Below are 19905 nucleotides of genomic sequence, written 5' to 3'. Positions count from 1 at the left end.
TATTTCATTTTGTTATTCATTCATCATCAACAATTGACCACGTGAATCCATTACTAGACCGGCTGCAGCCGTATCCGTTTGAAAAACTGCGCGTGTTATTCGCAGACGTCACGCCCAACCCGGCATACAAGCCGATCAGCCTTGGAATCGGCGAGCCTAAGCATCCGACTCCAAAGTTTATCCAGCAAGCGCTGAGCGACAATCTGAACGGCCTGGCCAGCTATCCCAGCACCATCGGCGCGGAACCATTGCGGGCCGCGATCGCCGGCTGGCTGGAGCGACGCTACGGTTTGCCGCCGCTCGATCCGGCGACCCAGATCCTGCCGGTCAACGGTTCGCGCGAAGCGTTGTTTGCGCTGGCGCAGACGGTAGTCGATCCGAGCCAGGCAGATGCACTGGTGATGTGCCCCAATCCGTTTTACCAAATTTACGAAGGCGCTGCCTATCTGTCGGGCGCCCAGCCGTATTTCGTCAACTCCGACCCTGCCCGTAACTTCGCCCCGGATTACCGCAGCGTGCCGGACGATGTCTGGCCGCGCGTCAAGCTGCTGTACCTGTGCTCGCCCGGCAATCCGACCGGCGCCGTATTGTCGCTGGAAGACTGGAAAGAATTGTTTGCACTGTCGGATCGTCACGGTTTCGTGATTGCGGCCGATGAATGCTATTCCGAGATTTATTTCAAGCCAGAAGCGCCATTAGGCGGTCTGCAAGCCGCCAACATACTGGGGCGTACCAGCTATCCACGCCTGATCGCTTTTTCCAGCTTGTCGAAGCGCTCCAATGTGCCCGGCATGCGCTCAGGTTTTGTGGCCGGCGATGCCGCCATTTTGAAGAAATTCCTGCTGTATCGTACCTATCACGGCGGCGCCATGAGCCCGCCAGTGCAAGCGGCTTCGGTCGCCGCCTGGAACGACGAAACCCACGTCGTCGAAAACCGCGCCAAATACATGGCTAAATTCCAACAAGTCACGCCGGTGCTGCAAACTGTACTGGATGTAGCGTTGCCCGACGCCGGCTTTTATCTATGGGCGAAAGTAGACAAACTGGCAAACATCTCTGATACCGACTTCGCCAAGCGGCTGTATGCCGAATATAATGTAACGGTATTACCTGGCAGCTATCTGGCGCGCGACGCCCATGGCAGCAACCCGGGCCGGCAACGCATCCGCATGGCGCTGGTGGCGGAGGTGGAAGAATGCCTCGAAGCAGCGCAGCGAATCGCCGCTTTCTGCCGCGGCCTATAGAGCTACGCCCTGATCTTACTTATTGCATCATGACGAAGTATTTTCATCGTCGTCATGATGAAATTCACGTTTTTAAACTTTTAATCAGCGAACCATCATGACTCAATCTCTGCAAGCATTTATCGACCAGGCCTGGGAACAGCGTACCGAATTCTCACCTAAGACCGCACCGGCCGATGTCCGTGAAGCGGTCGCCAAGGTCATCGCCGAACTGAACCAGGGCACCTTGCGCGTCGCCGAAAAAATCGACGGCAACTGGGTCGTCAATCAATGGATCAAGAAGGCCGTGCTGCTGTCGTTCCGCCTGGAAGACAACCTGCCTATGCCGGCCGGCGACAACATGCAGTTCTACGACAAAGTGCCGACCAAGTTCGCCAACTACACCGCAGAAGATTTCGCCAAGGGCGGTTTCCGCGTGGTGCCGCCGGCAGTTGCCCGTCACGGCAGCTTCATCGGCAAGAACGTGGTCCTGATGCCGTCCTACGTCAACATCGGCGCGTATGTCGATGAAGGCACCATGGTCGATACCTGGGCCACTGTCGGTTCCTGCGCACAGATCGGCAAGAACGTTCACTTGTCCGGCGGCGTCGGCATCGGCGGCGTACTGGAGCCAATGCAGGCCAACCCGACCATCATCGAAGACAATTGCTTCATCGGCGCCCGTTCGGAAATCGTCGAAGGCGTGATCGTTGAAGAAAACTCGGTGATTTCGATGGGCGTCTACATCGGCCAGTCGACCAAGATTTACGACCGTGCTACCGGTGAAGTTACTTACGGCCGCATCCCTTCGGGTTCGGTGGTGGTTTCCGGCAGCTTGCCTTCGGCCGACGGCAAATACAGCTTGTATTGCGCAGTCATCGTCAAGCGCGTCGATGCCAAGACCCGCGCCAAGACCGGCATCAACGAACTGCTGCGCGAAGCCTGATTATTTATTGCTTTGTGCCGCACACGCAGGGCCGGCAAGCAGTTTGCCCGCCCTGCGCCTGATCAGATAAGACAGTTGGACTGCGAAGAAAAATAAATTAAGGAGCTTTTTGATGGCAATGGATCGCTTGTTTCATCTGATGCAGGAAAAAAGTGCGTCGGACATGTTCCTGGCGCCCGGTTCGCCGATTCATCTGAAGATCAAGGGCCAGATGGTCCCGGTCAATCAGCAGAACATGGATGAACACACGATCCAGATGCTGTTGAATGAGGTGCTGTCTGCCGATCGCTTGCAAGAACTGGAACGCAACAATGAATTGAATCTCGGTCTGCCGATAGCTGGTGTCGGCAGCTTCCGGCTGTCGGCGTTCCGCCAGCGCGGCAGCATTTCCGCCGTGATCCGTTATATTCCCTACGAAATTCCGGCATTTGAAGAATTGCGCCTGCCGCCTGCGCTGGTCGAACTGATCGGCCGCAAGCGCGGTTTGCTGTTAGTGGTGGGCGCCACCGGCTCCGGTAAATCGACGACCATCGCCTCGATGCTGGACTATCGCAACAAAACCCAGGCAGGCCATATCCTGACCCTGGAAGATCCTATCGAATTCCTGTTTCATAACCACCGTTCCATCGTCAACCAGCGCGAAATCGGCAGCGATACCACCGACCTCAACGGCGCCTTGAAAAACGCGTTGCGGCAAGCGCCTGATTGCATCCTGATCGGCGAAATCCGCGACAAGGAAACCATGTCGGCCGCCATGGCCTATGCCCAGTCCGGCCATCTGGTGGTATCGACGCTGCATGCCAACAATACCTACCGTGCGCTGAACCGCATCATCAGTTTTTATCCGATAGAAAACCGGCCGGCACTGCTGGAAGACCTGGCCTCGACCCTGGCCGCGATTGTGTCGCAACGACTGGTCACTACCGTCGATGGCGAGCGCACCCCGGCGGTCGAAATCATGCTCAACACCCGTCACGTCTCTGAACTGATTGAAGAAGACAATATCAGCCAGATCAAGGAAGCGATGGAGAAGAGCCTGGCGCCCGGTTCGCAAACCTTCGAGCAGGCGCTGATGCAATTGATCGACGATGGCGTCATCACCCAGGACGAAGCGCTGGCGCACGCCGATTCCCCAAGCAACCTGTACTGGCTGATCAACAACCACACGCCGAGTTCCAAGAAGAATTCGACACCAGTGGCGCCAGAACCGGAACGCGTCGAAGGCGCTACTTTCACCGAATTCACACTGGACCTGTAGGTCACATCCACACCAAACCGCATTCAATCTATGGCAATTACTCTTTACGGCATTCCCAATTGCGACACAGTCAAGAAAGCCCGCACCTGGCTGGAAGATCAAGAGATCGCATACACGTTTCACAATTTCAAGAAAGACGGCGTCACGGCGCAACTGATCACGACCTGGCTGGCGGATGTGCCCTGGGACACGTTGGTGAACCGCAAGGGCACTACCTGGCGCGGCTTGTCGGAACAGCGCCGTAACGGCATCACTGACGGCATCAGCGCTACGCCATTGATGATGGAGCTGCCATCCATCATCAAGCGGCCGGTGCTGTTCACCGGCAAGAATACGTATGTCGGTTTTTCGGACGCACTGTACCAAGAAATATTCAGCCAATAATTCAGACGAATTCAGACAATAAGCGCAATAAATTTCATGACAAACCAAACCGAGAGCAAAACCCTGGCGCTGGCCGAGGAGTTGATTGCACTATCCTCCGTCACACCGCAAGACAAAGGCTGCCAGGCGCTCCTGATCGAATTGCTGGCGCCGCTCGGCTTTGCCTGCGAAACCATCCAGTCTGGCGACGTCACCAATTTATGGGCGCGCAAAGGCACAACGCGGCCGCTGCTGGTATTCGCCGGCCACACCGATGTGGTGCCGACCGGCCCGCGCGAACAATGGCAATCCGATCCGTTCCTGCCTAGCCACCGCGACGGCAAGCTCTACGGCCGTGGCGCAGCAGACATGAAAACCTCGATTGCCGCGATGGTCGTTGCGGTAGAAGAATTCACGCAAGCCCGTCCGGACCATTCCGGTTCCATCGCCTTTCTGATTACCAGCGATGAAGAAGGCCCGGCCACCGACGGCACCGTGGTGGTCTGCGAAAAACTGAAGGCGCGCGGCGAGCAGCTCGATTACTGCATTGTCGGCGAACCGACTTCCAGCTCGACGCTCGGCGACATGATCAAGAACGGCCGCCGCGGCACCATGTCCGGCAAGCTCACGGTCAAAGGCATACAGGGCCACATCGCTTATCCTCAGCTGGCAAAAAATCCTATCCACCTGGCGGCTCCGGCGCTGGCGGAACTGGCTGCCGAAAAATGGGATGAGGCGAATGAATATTACCTGCCGACCTCCTGGCAGATGTCGAACATCCACGGCGGCACCGGCGCCTCCAATGTAATCCCGGGCGAAGTGGTGATCGACTTCAATTTCCGTTTTTCAACCGCCAGCACTGTCGAAGGTTTGCAGCAACGGGTGCACGCGATCCTGGACAAGCATGGCCTGGAATACACACTGGCCTGGACCGTAGGCGGCCGGCCGTTCCTGACGCCGCGCGGCACGCTGAGCGAAGCCATTTCTTCTGCGATCAAGGAGGAAACCGGCATCAACACTGAATTATCGACCACCGGCGGCACCTCGGACGGACGTTTCATTGCGCAGATCTGCCCGCAAGTGATCGAATTCGGGCCACCAAACGCCAGCATCCACAAGATCGACGAACACGTGGAAGTGCAGTTTATCGATCCGCTGAAAAACATTTATCGCCGTACCCTGGAAAATTTGCTGCCTCCTGCATCCGTTTAATGTTGCTCAAACGGTGCACAGCCACAGATGGCCGCACATTGTTGCGGCCTTATTTGCTCTAATTTGAACAAATAACAACAAAATCAAGGTCTTAGCGGGCTTCTTGTCTTGCTAAGACCCATTCGGCCCGGCATTTCCGATAAAATCCGCCTGACACTTTTGCGACCTCAGCGGCAAAGTCGTCGCGCACCCGCCCTACCTTTATAATTTGCACCATGACACCACAATCCTTTACCTCCATCCGCGACTTGCTGCGCTATGCAGTTACCCGCTTCAATACCGCCGGCCTGTTCTTCGGCCACGGCAGCAGTAACGCGCTGGATGAGGCGGCCTATCTGATCCTGCATACGCTGAAGCTGCCGCTGGACAAGATCGAGCCGTTTTTCGACGCGCGCTTGCTGCCGCATGAAATCGACGCCGTACTGCAGGTGATTGAAAAACGCAGCACCGATCGCGTTCCTGCCGCTTACATCACCAATGAAGCCTGGCTGGGCGAATACCGTTTTTACGTCGACCAGCGCGTGATCGTGCCGCGTTCGTTCATCGCCGAACTGATTCCTGACCACTTCTCGCCATGGCTGCAAGATCCCGAGGCGGTCAGCAATATCCTGGAACTGTGCACCGGCTCCGGCTGCCTGCCTATCATGCTGGCGGACGCCTTCCCGCAGGCCCATGTCGACACCGCGGATATTTCGGCCGATGCATTGGCTGTGGCGCGTCGCAACGTCGATGACTATGATTTGCAGGATCGCATTACGCTGATCGAATCCGATCTGTACAGCAAGGTCCCGGCAAAAAAATACGACCTGATCGTCACCAACCCGCCGTATGTCAATTCCGGTTCGATGGACAAGTTACCGCCGGAGTATCTGCGTGAACCGCAAATCGCCCTGGCCGGCGGCAGCGACGGCATGGACCTGGTGCGCAAGATTGTTGCCGGCGCCAAGCAACGCCTGACCGCCAACGGCGTACTCGTGGTCGAAATCGGCAACGAGCGTGCCTTCGCCGAAGCCGCGTTCCCCGACCTGGAAATGACCTGGGTATCGACCAGCGCCGGCGACGATATGGTATTCCTGCTGACCGCAGACCAACTGCCTTAAATCACAAGCTGCCAGCCATGGGCCATGCGCTCAGGTAATAGTAATTAAGCAGCAAGCAAGACCATCACAACCTGCATGTGGTTTTAAACACATGCATGGCCACTCATTTAGCAAGATAGTTAGCAGATAGTAGACATGATACGTTTTCAACAAGTTTCCCTGATGCGCGGCGTCAAGCCTTTGCTCGACAATGTCGACGTCACCCTCAACCCGGGCGACAAGATCGGCCTGATCGGCGCTAACGGCGCCGGCAAGTCCAGCCTGTTCGGGCTGCTGCGCGGGGAGCTGCATGCCGACCTCGGCGAGATCGATTTCCCGACGAAATGGCGCATGGCCTACGTTGCCCAGGAAACCCCGGCGCTGGACCGTCCTGCAATTGAATACGCTATCGATGGCGACGTTACCCTGCGCCGCCTGGAAGAAGAACTGGCGTTCCTCGAAAGCGAACCGGAAACCACTTCCAACGGCATTTTGATCGGCGAACTGTATAGCGCCCTGGCCGATGCCGATGCTTACACGGTACGTTCGCGCGCCGAGCAATTGCTGACCGGCCTCGGCTTCTCGCTGGCGCAAATGGATCAACCGGTGGCCAGCTTCTCCGGCGGCTGGCGCATGCGCCTGAACCTGGCGCAAGCGCTGATGTGCCCGTCCGACCTGCTGCTACTCGATGAACCGACCAATCACTTGGACCTGGACGCCATCATCTGGCTGGAAGACTGGCTCAAGCGCTATCCCGGCACCCTGATCATCATCTCCCATGACCGCGACTTCCTCGACGGCGTGGTGAATGTGATCGTGCACATCGATGAGCGCAAGCTGAAGCGTTACTCAGGTAACTACTCCTCGTTCGAGCGCCAGCGTTCTGCGCAGCTGGAACTGGCTGCCGGTACTTTGGAAAAACAGATGCGCCAGCGTGCGCATCTGGAATCGTTCATCAACCGCTTCAAGGCCCAGGCCAGCAAAGCGCGTCAGGCCCAAAGCCGGATGAAGGCCCTGGCCAAGATGGAAGAACTTGCGCCATTGCGCGCCGCAGCTGAATTCTCGTTCGAATTCCGGGTGCCGCTGAGCGCACCTAATCCCTTGCTGGTGATGGAAGATGTGAGCGCCGGCTATCGCACCGAAAGCGAAACCAGCCATGACGTCACCGAAAAGGTAATCATCGCCGGCATCAATTTCTCTTTGCAGATCGGCCAGCGTATCGGTCTGCTGGGTGTCAACGGCGCAGGTAAATCGACCTTCATCAAGACCATTGCAGAAGAACTCAAGCCGTTGCACGGCGATGCCCAGTTCGGCAAGGGCTTGTCGATCGGCTACTTCGCCCAGCATCAGGTGGAAATGCTGCGCCATGATGAATCGCCGTTGTGGCATATGGGCAAGATCGCGCCAACCGTGCGCGAGCAAGAGTTGCGCAACTTCCTCGGCAGCTTCAATTTCAACGGCCCGATGGTGACCAGTTCGATCGCACCGTTTTCCGGCGGCGAAAAGGCACGCCTGGCGCTGGCCTTGATCGTCTGGCAGCGCCCTAACCTGTTGCTGCTGGATGAACCGACCAACCATCTGGACCTGGAAACCCGCGAAGCACTGACCATGGCGCTGGCGCAGTTCGAAGGCACACTGGTGCTGGTGTCACATGATCGCCATCTGTTGCGTGCTACCACCGATCAATTCATCATCGTCGCCGACGGCAAGGTAGAGCCATTCGACGGTGACCTCGACGATTACAAGGACTGGCTGTTCAAGACCAAGCTGGCGGCTAAAAACAGTGCGACCGACGCGGCGCTGCCAAAAGCCAGCAGCAAGGCAAAAATCGCTAGCGCAGTCGCTCCGGCAGCGGCTCCCGTGGTCGACAATGCCGACCGCCGCGAACAAAAGCGTGCGGAAGCCGAAGCGCGGCAAAAGCTGGCGGCGCAAAAGAAACCAATCGAATCGCGCATCAAGCGCCTGGATGAGCAGATCGCCAAACGCAGCGCGCAGAAGCATACTGTCGATACGCGCCTGGCCGATCCGGAAATCTACGATAAAGACAAGAAAAAGGAATTGGCGACGCTGCTCGCCGATCAGGCGTTTTATGCCAAGGAACTGACGCAACTGGAGGCGGAATGGCTGGAGCAACAGGAAGCGCTGGAGCTGCTGGGCAATTAACTCGGCAACTAAACGCAATGCCGGACGGCGGCCAACGCCGTCCTCTCACCTTGAGCATCATCGGTTGCGGCAAAGTCGGCCAGGCTCTGGGCCGGCTTTGGCATGAGCGCCAGACATTTGTCTTGCTCGACATCCTGAACCGTTCGACCGCCAGCGCACAACGGGCCAGCGCCTTCATCGGCGCCGGCAGCGTAGTGGCAGACCATGCCGGTCTGCGCAGCGCTGACATCTATCTGATTGCAACAAGCGACGACCAGATCGCCACCTGTTGCAACGCCCTCGCCGCCGCCGGCAAACTGCAACCGGGCAGCATTGTGTTTCATTGCAGCGGCGCGCTGTCGTCGCTTGAACTGGCTGCAGCTACCGCACAAGGCGCGGCCGTCGCCAGCGTCCATCCCATCCGCAGCTTTGCCGATCCACAACAAGTCGCAGGCCATTTCGACGGCACCTGGTGCGGCAGTGAAGGCGATGCCGCCGCTCTGGCGGTTCTCGGACCTGCATTCAGCGCCATTGGCGCGCAATCGGTAGAAATCCAGCGCGAACAAAAGACCCTGTACCATGCTGCGGCAGTATTCGCCTCCAACTATCAGGTGACGCTGATCGATGTCGCGCAACAGGCATACGTTGCAGCAGGCATCGCACCGGAGCTTGCCTTGAAATTGATCGAACCGTTGCTGTCTGAAAGCGCGGCCAACGCTTTTCGGCTTGGTCCGGCAACCGCCCTCACCGGCCCGATCGCACGCGGCGACCTGGCTACTGTATCCAGGCAATATCAGGCGGTCCGGCAATGGCAACCGCGGATCGCGGAGCTATATCAACAGTTTGCCGCACTGACTACCGATCTGGCCCTGCGCAAGAAAATAAGCAAACCCGGCAAACCGTAAATTGCCTAGATCGGCGATAGCTGATATTTTCCTGAAATGCAAAGACAATAAGTGCATATGAAGTCGCAAAACCATCATTTCACATTTGCAGGGAAAAACGCTTAACATAGTGCTACCAATTGCTACCAACCAAAGGAAAAAAATGGCCACCACAATGTCAAAACTGAGCAAGATTGCAGCCGCGATACTGATCACCGGCGTTGCGCTCAACGCGTTCGCAGCAGACCTGCTGGATACCGTCAAAACCCGTGGCACCCTGAGAGTGGCGATGGAAGGTAACTATCCTCCATTCAATTTCAAAGATCCGAAAAGCGGCCAGCTGGACGGTTTTGAGGTTGATGTCGCCAAGCTGCTGGCGGCCAGGCTTGGCGTAAAGCCGGAATTCACGACAACCGAATGGAGCGGCATCCTGGCAGGCCTCGGCGCCGGCAAATACGATGTCATCATCAACCAGGTCGGGATTACCGAAGCGCGTCAAAAAGCCTTCGACTTTTCTCAACCGTACACCCTGTCCACGGCGCAATTGATCATCAGGAAAGACGAGAAGCGCAGCTTCCCGACCCTGGAATCGCTGAAGGGTTACAAACTCGGCCTGGGCCAAGGCACCAATTTTGAACAAAAGGCCAAGGCAGTGCCAGGGATTGATGTCAAAACCTATCCTGGCTCGCCTGAGTACCTGGCTGACCTTGCCAGCGGCCGTATCGACGCAGCCTTGAATGACAGGCTGCTGGTGGGCTATCTGCTCAAAACCTCGAATCTGCCATTGAAAGCCGGCGCCACGTTCGGCGACGTCGATAAAATCGGCATTCCTTTCCAAAAAGGCAACCCTAAATTTGAAGCAGCTTTGAATAAAGCGCTGGACGAGATCCTGAAAGACGGCAGTTTCAAGCAAGTCTCATTCAAGTGGTTCGGCTTTGACGTTAGCAAAGCGCCATCGGCGCAGTAACGGAATTCACGTTACACTTCAGTCAGACCAGACATCCCCGCCCATCGCGGGGATGTTTTTTTAAGCAAGAAAATCTAGGTTTAAAAAAGACAATATGGAATTACTAGATTTGCTGCAGCAAGCGGGGCCGACCTTGTTCCGCGGCGTAGGCTACACCTTGGTGTTTGCAGTGGCGTCAATGCTGGGGGGACTGCTACTCGGCTTTCCATTGGCGATTGCGCGCATTTTGCCGTCGCGTCTGGCGCGCTGGCCGGCCAGCACCTATGTCAGCCTGATGCGCGGCACCCCGCTGCTGGTGCAGATCTTCGTGATTTATTACGGCCTGCCGAGCATAGGCATCAGCTTTTCGCCGTTGACCGCAGGCGTCCTGGCGTTGAGCCTGAATGCCGGCGCCTATCTGTCGGAAAGCCTGCGCGGCGCCATTGTCGGCGTGCACACAGGACAATGGTCCGCCAGTTACAGCATCGGCCTGAATTACTGGCAAACCCTACGCTACATCATCATTCCCCAGGCAATCCGGATTGCGGTGCCATCGATGAGCAATACCTTGATCAGCCTGATCAAGGATACTTCGCTGGTGTCGGTCATCACCGTAACGGAGTTGATGTTGGCCACCAAGGAAATCATTGCGGTGACCTTCCGTCCGTTGCCGCTGTATCTGGCTGCCGCGGCGATTTACTGGTGCCTGAGCTTGTGCTTTGAGCGCTTGCAAAGCCGCCTGGAAACCAAGCTGGGGCAAGCGCACAAATCAAACTGAAAACGCAAACTAAAAGCCCGGTTTAAAAGCGCGACAGCAAATCGATCTGGCTGACCAGCGGTGTGGCGTCGCCAGGGTTGGCCCGTTTATAGCGGCCTTCGCTATCCATATCCCAGGCCGATGCATTATCTTGCAAATGTATCAGCAAACTCTCTTCGATCACACGCCGCTTGAGCTTGCCGTCCAGGATCGGGAATGCTGTTTCGATACGACGGAATAAATTGCGATCCATCCAGTCGGCGCTGGACAGCATCACATGTTCTTCGCCGTCGGCATAAAAATAGAATACCCGATGGTGCTCAAGAAAACGCCCGATAACGGAACGCACCTTGATGTTTTCCGACAAGCCCGGCACGCCCGGCTGCAAAGCACACACACCGCGAATCAACAGCTGGATCTTGACGCCCGCCTGGGAAGCCAGATACAAGGCTTCAATCACCGTAGGTTCCAGCAAGGCGTTCATCTTGGCGATGATATAACCCTGCTTGCCAGCCTTGGCGGCGTCGACTTCTTTCTGGATTGCGTGCAGGACATTTGCGTGCAAAGTAAACGGCGATTGCCACAGGCGCTTGAGCGGTACTTGCTTGCCAAAACCGGTCAGTTGCTGGAACACGTTATGCACGTCTTCGCAAATTTTATCGTCGCTGGTCATCAGGCCGAAGTCGGTATATAGGCGCGCGGTTTTCGGATGATAGTTGCCGGTACCCAGATGCACATAACGCTTCAATTTGGTATGTTTGGCGTGGCGCTTGCGGCGTACGATCAGCAGCATCTTGGCGTGCGTCTTGTAGCCGAACACGCCATACACCACGTGGGCGCCAACCGCTTCCAGCTTGGCCGCCCAGCCGATATTGGTTTCTTCGTCAAAGCGCGCCATCAGCTCCAGCACCACTGTGACTTCCTTGCCATTCTTGGCCGCCTGCATCAGCGCGCTCATTAATGGCGAATCGTTGCCGGTACGATAAATGGTCTGTTTGATGGCTAGAACATCGGGATCGATCGCCGCCTGCTGCAGCAGCTCCAGCACCGGCTGGAAACTTTCATAGGGATGATGCAGCAACACGTCGTTCTGATCGATGACATCGAATACCGAAGCGCCGGTCACAAAGGCCTTCGGCAGCACCGGCGTATGCGGCGTGAATTTCAAATCGGGCCGGTCGACCAGGTCCGGCAAAGGCATCAGGCGCACCAGGTTGACCGCACCGTTGACGCGATAGCAATCGGCAGGCGCCAGGCCGTTCTGGGTCAGGAGACGCTGCACCAGCGATGCCGGCGTACCGTCAGCCACTTCCAGGCGCACCGCATTACCCAGCTGGCGGGTCGGCAACTCGCCCTGTAGCGCCAGCCGCAGATCGGTGACTTCGTCTTCATCGACAAACAAGTCGCTGTTACGCGTCACCCGGAATTGATAACAGCCGCCGATCGACAAACCCGGAAACAGTTCGCCGACAAAGCGCTGCATGAAACTGCTCAACAGCACGAAGCCATACGCGTGCGCGGATAAATGCTCCGGCATCCGGACCAGACGCGGCAAGACCCGTGGCGCCTGCACGATGGCCAGTTCGGTCTCGCGGCCGAAGGCATCCTTGCCGCTTAATTTGACCGCGAAATTCAAACTCTTGTTGAGCACCCGCGGGAAAGGATGGGCCGGGTCGAGGCCGATAGGCGTCAGTACCGGCAGCAGCTCCGTCTTGAAAAACTCATGCGCCCAGGCGGTTTGCTCATCATTCCACTCGGATTCCTGATAGAAGGCGATACCCTCCGCGTTCAAGGCCGGCAGCAACACCTCATTGAACAAAGCGTACTGACGCGCCACCAGTTTCTGCGCACGCTCGCTGATGGTGCTGTAAGCATGCTGCAACGACATGCCGTCCGGCGTCACGCCATCCACCGCCACCCTGATCTGTTCTTGCAAGCCGGACATCCGGATCTCGGAAAACTCATCCAGGTTACTGCTGGTGATACAGACGAAACGGAGTCGCTCCAGTAAAGGCACGGCGGGATCTTCGGCCTGGGCCAGGACACGCTCGTTAAAGGCAAGTACACCGAGTTCGCGATTGAGCAATGGGAAAGTCATGATCCGGTCGGTAGAGTGATAGGGGGATTAGAGCGTTACGATTTGAGTGTCTTGACGCTTACCAATATGACATGTTTGATTGTAAGGAGGCAATGTGACACGAGGATGACAAACAATGTGCATGCGCCACTACCTTCGCCACCGCTCTCCGTTTGTTTGCACTTGTGCGCGACGACAGCACAGGACCGGCTATGCTCCTCCACCGAAGAACGCCCCGACCACCCCCGTCACTCCCATCGCAAGTAAGCCCAACGCAAGGACACGCGCGGCTCCACGCATGATGGGCGCGCCACCGGCATATGCGGCGAACGCGCCTAACGCACCGAGAAAAATGAGGGAGACGACCGCAATCGTCGGAATAAAGCTGACAGCAGGCGCCAGAACGGCCGCCAGCATCGGCACGGCGCCGCCCAGCACGAAGCTCAGGGACGACGATATGGCGGCCTGCATTGGCCGCGCCGTCAACGCTTCAGTGATACCGATGTCGTCCCGTGCATGCGCTCCAATGGCGTCATGCTCCATCAGTTGCTGTGCGACCTTTGAGGCGAGCTCGGGATCCAGGCCACGCTGGATATAGATATCGCGCAGCTCTGCATGTTCTGCATCATAGTCTTGCAATAATGCGCGTCGTTCGATGTCGAGATCGGCCCGTTCCGTATCTGCCTGCGAACTCACCGAGACAAATTCACCGGCCCCCATCGACAAAGCACCGGCGACAAGTCCCGCGAAGCCGGCGACAAGGATCCCTTCCGGATTCATGTGTGCCGCTGCAACCCCGAGCAACAGGCTGGAAATCGACAGTACGCCGTCATTTGCACCGAGTACGCTCGCGCGTAGCCAGCCAGATCGATGGGTGCGATGTATATGTGCAATCATGGCTTATCGATATTGTGATACCCCGCACTTACCAAAATCAAGGCGGCATCCGATGCTGGCCTGGCGCCGATTACATGTGCATCGTATCATGCAGCTGAGCAATATAGGCAGGGAAACACGGCAACCTATCCGGGGATAAACATGCGCACGGCAGCAGCCCCCATCACCGCCGTTGCAATCCAGCCGAGAGCGACAATCAACCTGCTTGCAGTGAACTCACCCATCACGGATTTCATTGAAGCCAATACGATAATCACCACCATCAAGGGCACGGCAACGACGCCGTTGATGACGGCACTCCAGAACAAAGCCTTCATCGGGCTAATCGGCGAATACTGGATGACAAGTCCGGCAAGCACGCTGACGGCGATGACGCCGTAGAACCCGCGCGCATCGCTGGCTTTTCGTTCCAGGCCGGATTTCCAGCCCATTGCCTCCGACAGGGCGTAACCCGCGGAGCCGGCCAGCACCGGCACGCCGATCAGGCCGACACCCAGGATGCCAAGGGCAAAAATGGTATAGGCGAAATCGCCGGCCAGAGGCCGCAATGCGCTGGCTGCCTGCGCTGCGGTATCGATGTCCCTGACGCCGGCTACGTTAAGCGTGACCGCCGTCGCCAGGATAATGAAATAGGCAGTGATGTCAGAATAGAGCATGCCGCTCCAGGTATCCCACTGGATGCGCCGCAGTTCGCCGCCGGCGGCACGTCCATCAAGCACCAGCGGTACGGCGCCGCGCTGCGCCAGCATATCTTCGACTTCTTCAGACGCCTGCCAGAAAAAAAGATAGGGGCTGATGGTAGTACCGAAAATCCCGACAATCACTGCGGCCGTTGTGGAATTGAACTGGAATTTCGGCCAGACCGTGCGCGTCGCCACCTCTGCCCAGGGGACATGGACTGTGAACAAGACTACAGCGTAGGCAAGCAGAGAAAAGGTTAGCCACTTCAAGAAGAAGACATAGCGATGATAAGGAATGAACACCTGTAGCAGCAGCGTTCCAAATACAAAAAATGCAGTCATCAGATGACGGTCGAATCCTGTGACCAGTTCGGCAACTTCGCCCATGGCAGCCACGTCCGCAGCGATATTGAGAATATTGGCGATCAGCAGCAGCGACACGACAACCAGCAATACGGCGGGTGGAAACGTGGTCTTGATATTGGCTGCCAGCCCTTTTCCGGTGACTCGGCCGATACGCCCGCACATGGATTGAATCGCCGCCATCAATGGAAAAGCCAGCGGCATGGTCCACAGCATATTGAGACCGAACTGGGCGCCCGCCTGGGAGTAGGTGGCGATGCCGCTAGGATCGTCGTCGGCGACGCCCGTGATCAAGCCCGGTCCGATCCGCGCCAAGGGATGTTCCTTCAAACGCTCCCACAAGCTGCGGAAACCGTGTCCGCGAATCGGAGCGATGACGTTATCGTTTGTCAATTTCATGCACAGACCTTATTGGCGGGACGCGAACACGGGCGACAGCCGGTGTTAAAAACAAGTTTTCATTGCGCATGCAGGTCATCTGATCGGCATCTCGAATACGCATCGAATGGTATCGGGCAGCGCCCTGACGGACTTGACCTGGATCAAAATTACGCTAACTGGCGTGTGCTACGACATGAAGCCCGCAGCAACGATCAATTTGCTATCGAAGGCGCAACGATTTTTCCAAGGTGTAGATCGTCGCGAATTTTTTGAGCAAATTTGATGTGCATCAATACCGCCAGCCTGACAAACGTCACACTGCAATCTGGTTAGATAGTCGCCAATCAGCCTGACGCCCCGCAATTTCCATTTCCATTTACTACAAGGAGAAACCCATGTTTCCGCTCTTGGAATCGATTTCGACAGTAATGAAGGCTGGTTACGAAGCGCAGCTCGCGGCAATGGTTCAGATCACCCGAACGGCGGTTGATGGCATGGAAAAGGCGATCAACCTGAACCTGAGCACGGCTAAGGCATCCCTGGATGCATCGTTAAATTCGTCGCAACAAATGATGTCGGCGACGACCCCGCAAGAATGGCTGCTGCTGAGATCGGCCCAGGTGCGGCCAACCGTTGATAGCGCCCTCCACTATGGCCATCATATGGCCGATATTGTTTCTTGCACGCAGGCCGAAATCGCCGGGGTCGCAGCCGCGCATGTGGCCAACGCCAGCCGAAAAATCAAAGCGGCTTAAGACGTAAAGTGCAACAACCGATCAAGGAGATTTGAATGACACGCCCATCCTGCATGAAAGCCCTTGTCTATCACGGACCGGGAAAAAAATCATGGGACTCGGTTCCCACGCCAAAGATTTCCAAGTCCACCGACGTCATCGTCAGGATGCTCAAAACCACGATTTGCGGCACCGACCTGCATATCCTTAAAGGTGACGTGCCGGAAGTAACCAGCGGCAGGATACTGGGGCACGAGGGGGTTGGCATTGTGGAAGAAACGGGTGAAACCGTCAGCAATTTCAAAAAGGGCGACCACGTACTCATCTCCTGCATCACCTCTTGCGGGAAATGCGAATACTGCAAGCGGCAAATGTATTCGCATTGTGAAGACGGCGGCTGGATACTGGGGCATCTGATCGATGGCACCCAGGCTGAATATGTGCGGATTCCGCAAGCCGACAACAGCCTGTATCCGATCCCCGCCGGGATGGATGAAGAAGCCTTGGTCATGCTTAGCGATATCTTGCCCACCGGTTTTGAGATCGGCGTCCTGTATGGCGCCGTTAAGCCGGGCGATACCGTTGCCATCGTCGGCGCGGGTCCGATCGGGATGGCTGCCCTGCTGACTGCGCAATTCTTTTCGCCGGGAAAAATCATCATGATCGATATCGATGAGTCGCGCCTGGCGCTAGCTAGGAAATTCGGTGCGACAGAAGTGATCAACAGCGCCAAAGCCGATGCTGCAGAACAGATCATGGCGAGCACGAAGGATGGTGTCGACGTCGCAATCGAGGCCGTCGGCGTGCCGCAGACATTTGATATCTGCCAACAGATCGTCCGTCCCGGCGGCCACATCGCCAATGTCGGGGTGCACGGCAAAAGTGTCGATTTCCAGATTCAAAAGCTATGGGCGCAGAACATCACGCTGACCACCGGCCTGGTCAATACCAATACCACGTCGATGTTGCTCAAGAACGTTGAATCGAAAAAACTGAAACCGGAGAATTTGATCACCCACCGTTTCACATTCGATCAATTTCTGCATGCCTACGATGTCTTTTCCAACGCAGAGAAAGAACATGCGTTGAAGGTCATCATCAGCAATACGTAAATCCGTAGGCGCACCCGGGATCATTTGGAATTGCGGCATGTCGTCACTGCGCCTGGCCGGTCGAACCGGCCAGGCCTCAGGACTTCTTGGTCCATGCGCTGCACCAGCCGTTGGCGGATACCTGTTTGCCAGCGAACAGGGGGCATCCGCCAGCTGCATCACCCGGCTTACCTTGGTACAGCGAGCAATTGCCGCAAAGCTGGCCAGTAGCGTACTTTGGAAATTTAACCTTGTCCGCTTTAGTAGCGTCGGCTTTGTAGCCCAGAGCTGCCGCCTGGGCATCACTCTCGGCCACCATAGCACCCTGGGCAAGGCTATGGCCCGATGCCAGTGCGGCGCCTCCCAAACCAATTTGTACAATAAATTCGCGACGGCTGGTCATGATATTTCTCCAAAATTTTTAGAATCGGGGCGAAGCCAACAATGGCCAATCGCCAGAACACGTCATTGAGTGGACGGCATCGCCTCCAGATAGGCAGCGACATTTCTCATATTCTCCGGCGTGAGTTCGTGTGCAATCCCTTTCATCATGACGCCCTCCGGTCTTTCATCTGTCCGTTGAAAAACCATCAGTTGTTTGACGATATAGTCGGAATGCTGGCCCGCCAAACGCGGGAACTGTTGAATGCCTTCACCGTGCGCGCCATGGCAGCCGGAGCAGGCAGGTGTGTTGTTTGCGGCAATGCCTTGTTCAAAAATTTTCTGACCTTCCTTAAACGATGTTTCCTTAGACGATGTCTGATTTCCAGATTTACCCGAGGGTGGCGATTGCGACGAGAAATAGGCAGCAAGTCCGTTGATCTGATCGTCGGTTAGCCGGGCACTGATGCCCCACATGTATTCGAATCCAGCTGGATCGGAACGGCCATGGCTTTTGAATGATTTGAGCTGTTCCACGAGATACGGTTGCGACTGCGCCGCCAGATTCGGGAAGTTGGGCGACACGGAAACACCCTGAACGCCATGGCAATTGGAACAAACTTGCAGTGCGAGCGTCTTCGCCGCGACATTCGGATCGCCCAGCGAACGAGATCTTTCCGGCAGATTGCAAGCTGCAAGACTCGCCGCGACGATTAAACTCAAAGAAAAATAAAGTCCCGTCCGTTTCACATGTTCGAATCGGGTTTTCATCGCCATGCGTTGTGCGGATGTACCATCGCCGTAACTATTCATTTAGTACGCTCCCCACACATATAGAAACAACGTATTGTTGTCTTTGGCATTGCGTCCGGAACCGTCATAGTTGCTGGAGGCTCCGTGGAATTGGGTGTAGGCGTAGTATTGAACGCCAATTCGAACGTATTGCACCGGCATCCAGAATATTTCGGGAACCCAGCCGCGTGTCCCCGGATTGGCTGCGACATCCGGATACAAAGTCGGATCCGAGCTTCCGGTGGTGCTGAAATAGCTCAAACTGGTACCGTATTTCGCCCGATAGACGTAGCTGGCTTTCAGTCGCAACTGATTAAGCGTATTCGAGGCATTGCTGGCGACGCCTGTCACGTCGCCATTTGTTATGGTCTCCCTGATAAAGCTGACCTGCGCCGTCACGGTATGCGGATCCAGCAGATATTGATATTGGGCGTCTATCCCGCGGTCACGATAGCGTGTCGTCGCGCCTACAGGATTGGTGTTGTCGGGATAGATTTGCGCATTCATGGCAAGTGCCCCGATCATCGCGCTATGCGGCCCCCAGTCGTGGCTGAGCGCCAGCCGTATGTAGGGATTGGTGCCCTTCAGATTCGTTTGATCCTGCGCTTTCGTGCCTTGGCTTAGGAACGACCATACGCCGTTGCTGGTCTGATATGCAGCCACCTCCGCGTACAGCGTCTTATTCCAGAAAGCATAGGCGGTCAGCCCGGCGACCTGGGTACCAAGTTGGCCAATGATGGGGCTGGCGTCAGGTGCTGTGACGCCGAATTTGGTCGGGACATATTGGATCCATGCGGGGGCGGTGTTCCAGGGATCGGTGAGGGAAGGATTATTGTTCAGGCTGAATCCGTAGATAAAATCCTGGGTAGGGCCAATGAATCGATCGGCGTAGCGCAGGTCGAAATTATCGGAAGCCCACTTCCCTTGCCATTTTCCTGTGTCCTGATTTTGATTGTCGTAGTTGTTGTAGGTCCACTGTCCGAACACACCGACATTGTCAGTAACTTTGCCGGCCAGGAAGACGCTGCCGGTTTGAAACAGGGCGACCGCATCCTTGGCGAACGCCACGTCGCTATCCGGATTCTTACTCTTGGTGAAACTGGCTACCCCCATCACCGATAGCGGAATGGTGCGCGTACCGATCGTATAGCCGGTAAGCTTGAATAATCTTCCGTAAGCTGTCAGTTCAGGAAATTGACCGCCGGCGTGACAGGCAACGCAATTTTGTCCGGTTTGCCTGGCGAAAACCGGTAACGCGTGCGCCACCAGTGGACTCAACAGGCCTTGTACTATAAAAATGGCGGCCAGGAGATGGGAATACCTCATTCCCCGATATAGGTATTTGAACGAATCCATCCCAAGCCGCCCCTTTCATAGTTTTTAAAACTACTGTTGCAAAGCCCGAACCGCATTCGAATCAATTGACAGTAGGTATTTTTTTAGCATTTGTCAATTAATCCGTTCCTCCCCCAACGGCGTGCAATCAGCGTAATCGCGCAGGCAAACATGGTTCTTGATGTGAATCAAATTTCCCCGAAACATCCGGGGTTATCGTCACGCCCACTGTGACCCAGGTATTGGGGCTGTCCTGTATAGTTGATTTGCATCAAATTTTTCTTGTGCATCATTGTTATTCTTAGAATAAGCCGCAGCGTCGCTGTCTGGTCTGCGACCAGGCTCCCGTTCAATCTACTCTTGA

18 protein-coding genes are annotated in these 19905 nt (G+C 56.2%); 12 read left to right on the top strand and 6 right to left on the bottom strand.

Going from position 1 to position 19905, the window contains the following annotated elements; all coding sequences use genetic code 11:
- The first annotated feature begins 41 nt into the window (after nt 1–41).
- The 10 genes from dapC (at nt 42) to BM205_RS20615 (ending at nt 10831) form a co-directional block, all read left to right on the top strand.
- Complete coding sequence (gene dapC, locus BM205_RS20660) at nt 42–1244, top strand: succinyldiaminopimelate transaminase (protein WP_092416746.1); 1203 nt, start codon at nt 42–44, stop codon at nt 1242–1244.
- A gap of 97 nt (nt 1245–1341) precedes the next feature.
- The gene (gene dapD, locus BM205_RS20655; RefSeq protein ID WP_092416745.1) at nt 1342–2169 is read left to right on the top strand and encodes a 2,3,4,5-tetrahydropyridine-2,6-dicarboxylate N-succinyltransferase; all 828 of its coding nucleotides are present in this window, start codon (nt 1342–1344) and stop codon (nt 2167–2169) included.
- Nucleotides 2170–2281: 112 nt separating this feature from the next.
- Entirely contained in the window at nt 2282–3427 is a 1146-nt protein-coding gene (locus BM205_RS20650) for a PilT/PilU family type 4a pilus ATPase (protein ID WP_092416744.1), read from the top strand.
- Between the two features lie 30 nt (nt 3428–3457).
- Nucleotides 3458–3811 carry an ArsC family reductase gene (locus tag BM205_RS20645; RefSeq protein WP_092416743.1) on the top strand — a complete coding sequence of 118 codons (354 nt, stop codon included), beginning with the start codon at nt 3458–3460 and terminating at the stop codon, nt 3809–3811.
- 36 nt (nt 3812–3847) lie between these two features.
- Nucleotides 3848–5002 (top strand): succinyl-diaminopimelate desuccinylase, encoded by a 1155-nt coding sequence (dapE, locus tag BM205_RS20640; RefSeq protein WP_092416742.1) that lies wholly within the window; start codon nt 3848–3850, stop codon nt 5000–5002.
- A gap of 215 nt (nt 5003–5217) precedes the next feature.
- Nucleotides 5218–6102 carry a 50S ribosomal protein L3 N(5)-glutamine methyltransferase gene (gene prmB, locus BM205_RS20635; protein ID WP_092416741.1) on the top strand — a complete coding sequence of 295 codons (885 nt, stop codon included), beginning with the start codon at nt 5218–5220 and terminating at the stop codon, nt 6100–6102.
- Nucleotides 6103–6237: 135 nt separating this feature from the next.
- The gene (locus BM205_RS20630; protein ID WP_092416740.1) at nt 6238–8244 is read left to right on the top strand and encodes an ATP-binding cassette domain-containing protein; all 2007 of its coding nucleotides are present in this window, start codon (nt 6238–6240) and stop codon (nt 8242–8244) included.
- A gap of 17 nt (nt 8245–8261) precedes the next feature.
- Nucleotides 8262–9128 (top strand): Rossmann-like and DUF2520 domain-containing protein, encoded by an 867-nt coding sequence (locus tag BM205_RS20625; RefSeq protein ID WP_254783982.1) that lies wholly within the window; start codon nt 8262–8264, stop codon nt 9126–9128.
- A gap of 154 nt (nt 9129–9282) precedes the next feature.
- Nucleotides 9283–10074, top strand: a complete 792-nt coding sequence (locus BM205_RS20620) for a cystine ABC transporter substrate-binding protein (RefSeq protein ID WP_371326515.1) — start codon at nt 9283–9285, stop codon at nt 10072–10074.
- Nucleotides 10075–10168: 94 nt separating this feature from the next.
- Nucleotides 10169–10831 carry an amino acid ABC transporter permease gene (locus BM205_RS20615; RefSeq protein WP_092416737.1) on the top strand — a complete coding sequence of 221 codons (663 nt, stop codon included), beginning with the start codon at nt 10169–10171 and terminating at the stop codon, nt 10829–10831.
- Nucleotides 10832–10853: 22 nt separating this feature from the next.
- Here BM205_RS20615 and ppk1 read toward each other — a convergent pair whose 3' ends face one another.
- The 3 genes from ppk1 to BM205_RS20600 all read right to left on the bottom strand — a co-directional run bounded on the left by ppk1 (nt 10854) and on the right by BM205_RS20600 (nt 15226).
- The gene (ppk1, locus tag BM205_RS20610; RefSeq protein ID WP_092416736.1) at nt 10854–12908 is read right to left on the bottom strand and encodes a polyphosphate kinase 1; all 2055 of its coding nucleotides are present in this window, start codon (nt 12906–12908) and stop codon (nt 10854–10856) included.
- A gap of 189 nt (nt 12909–13097) precedes the next feature.
- Nucleotides 13098–13784, bottom strand: coding sequence for a VIT1/CCC1 transporter family protein (locus BM205_RS20605; protein WP_092416735.1), 687 nt, complete (start codon nt 13782–13784; stop codon nt 13098–13100).
- 125 nt (nt 13785–13909) lie between these two features.
- Nucleotides 13910–15226 (bottom strand): NRAMP family divalent metal transporter, encoded by a 1317-nt coding sequence (locus tag BM205_RS20600; RefSeq protein ID WP_092416734.1) that lies wholly within the window; start codon nt 15224–15226, stop codon nt 13910–13912.
- 377 nt (nt 15227–15603) lie between these two features.
- Between BM205_RS20600 and BM205_RS20595 the strand changes: the two genes are divergently transcribed.
- Both BM205_RS20595 and BM205_RS20590 read left to right on the top strand, forming a co-directional pair.
- The gene (locus BM205_RS20595; protein ID WP_092416733.1) at nt 15604–15963 is read left to right on the top strand and encodes a phasin family protein; all 360 of its coding nucleotides are present in this window, start codon (nt 15604–15606) and stop codon (nt 15961–15963) included.
- A gap of 53 nt (nt 15964–16016) precedes the next feature.
- The gene (locus BM205_RS20590; protein WP_092416732.1) at nt 16017–17054 is read left to right on the top strand and encodes a zinc-dependent alcohol dehydrogenase family protein; all 1038 of its coding nucleotides are present in this window, start codon (nt 16017–16019) and stop codon (nt 17052–17054) included.
- 76 nt (nt 17055–17130) lie between these two features.
- Here BM205_RS20590 and BM205_RS20585 read toward each other — a convergent pair whose 3' ends face one another.
- The 3 genes from BM205_RS20585 to BM205_RS20575 all read right to left on the bottom strand — a co-directional run bounded on the left by BM205_RS20585 (nt 17131) and on the right by BM205_RS20575 (nt 19484).
- Nucleotides 17131–17436, bottom strand: coding sequence for a high-potential iron-sulfur protein (locus BM205_RS20585; RefSeq protein WP_092416731.1), 306 nt, complete (start codon nt 17434–17436; stop codon nt 17131–17133).
- A gap of 62 nt (nt 17437–17498) precedes the next feature.
- Nucleotides 17499–18227, bottom strand: coding sequence for a c-type cytochrome (locus BM205_RS20580; protein ID WP_254783981.1), 729 nt, complete (start codon nt 18225–18227; stop codon nt 17499–17501).
- On the bottom strand, nt 18228–19484 hold the full coding sequence (locus BM205_RS20575; protein ID WP_092416771.1) for a cytochrome c family protein: 1257 nt from the start codon (nt 19482–19484) through the stop codon (nt 18228–18230).
- Between the last annotated feature and the right edge of the window lie 421 nt (nt 19485–19905).

Origin of the sequence: Collimonas sp. OK307 (assembly GCF_900113705.1) — a bacterium.
In the GTDB taxonomy this organism is placed as follows: domain Bacteria; phylum Pseudomonadota; class Gammaproteobacteria; order Burkholderiales; family Burkholderiaceae_D; genus Collimonas.
The sequence above is the reverse complement of the archived record's forward strand: the minus strand, read 5'-3'. Positions and strand labels throughout refer to the sequence as shown.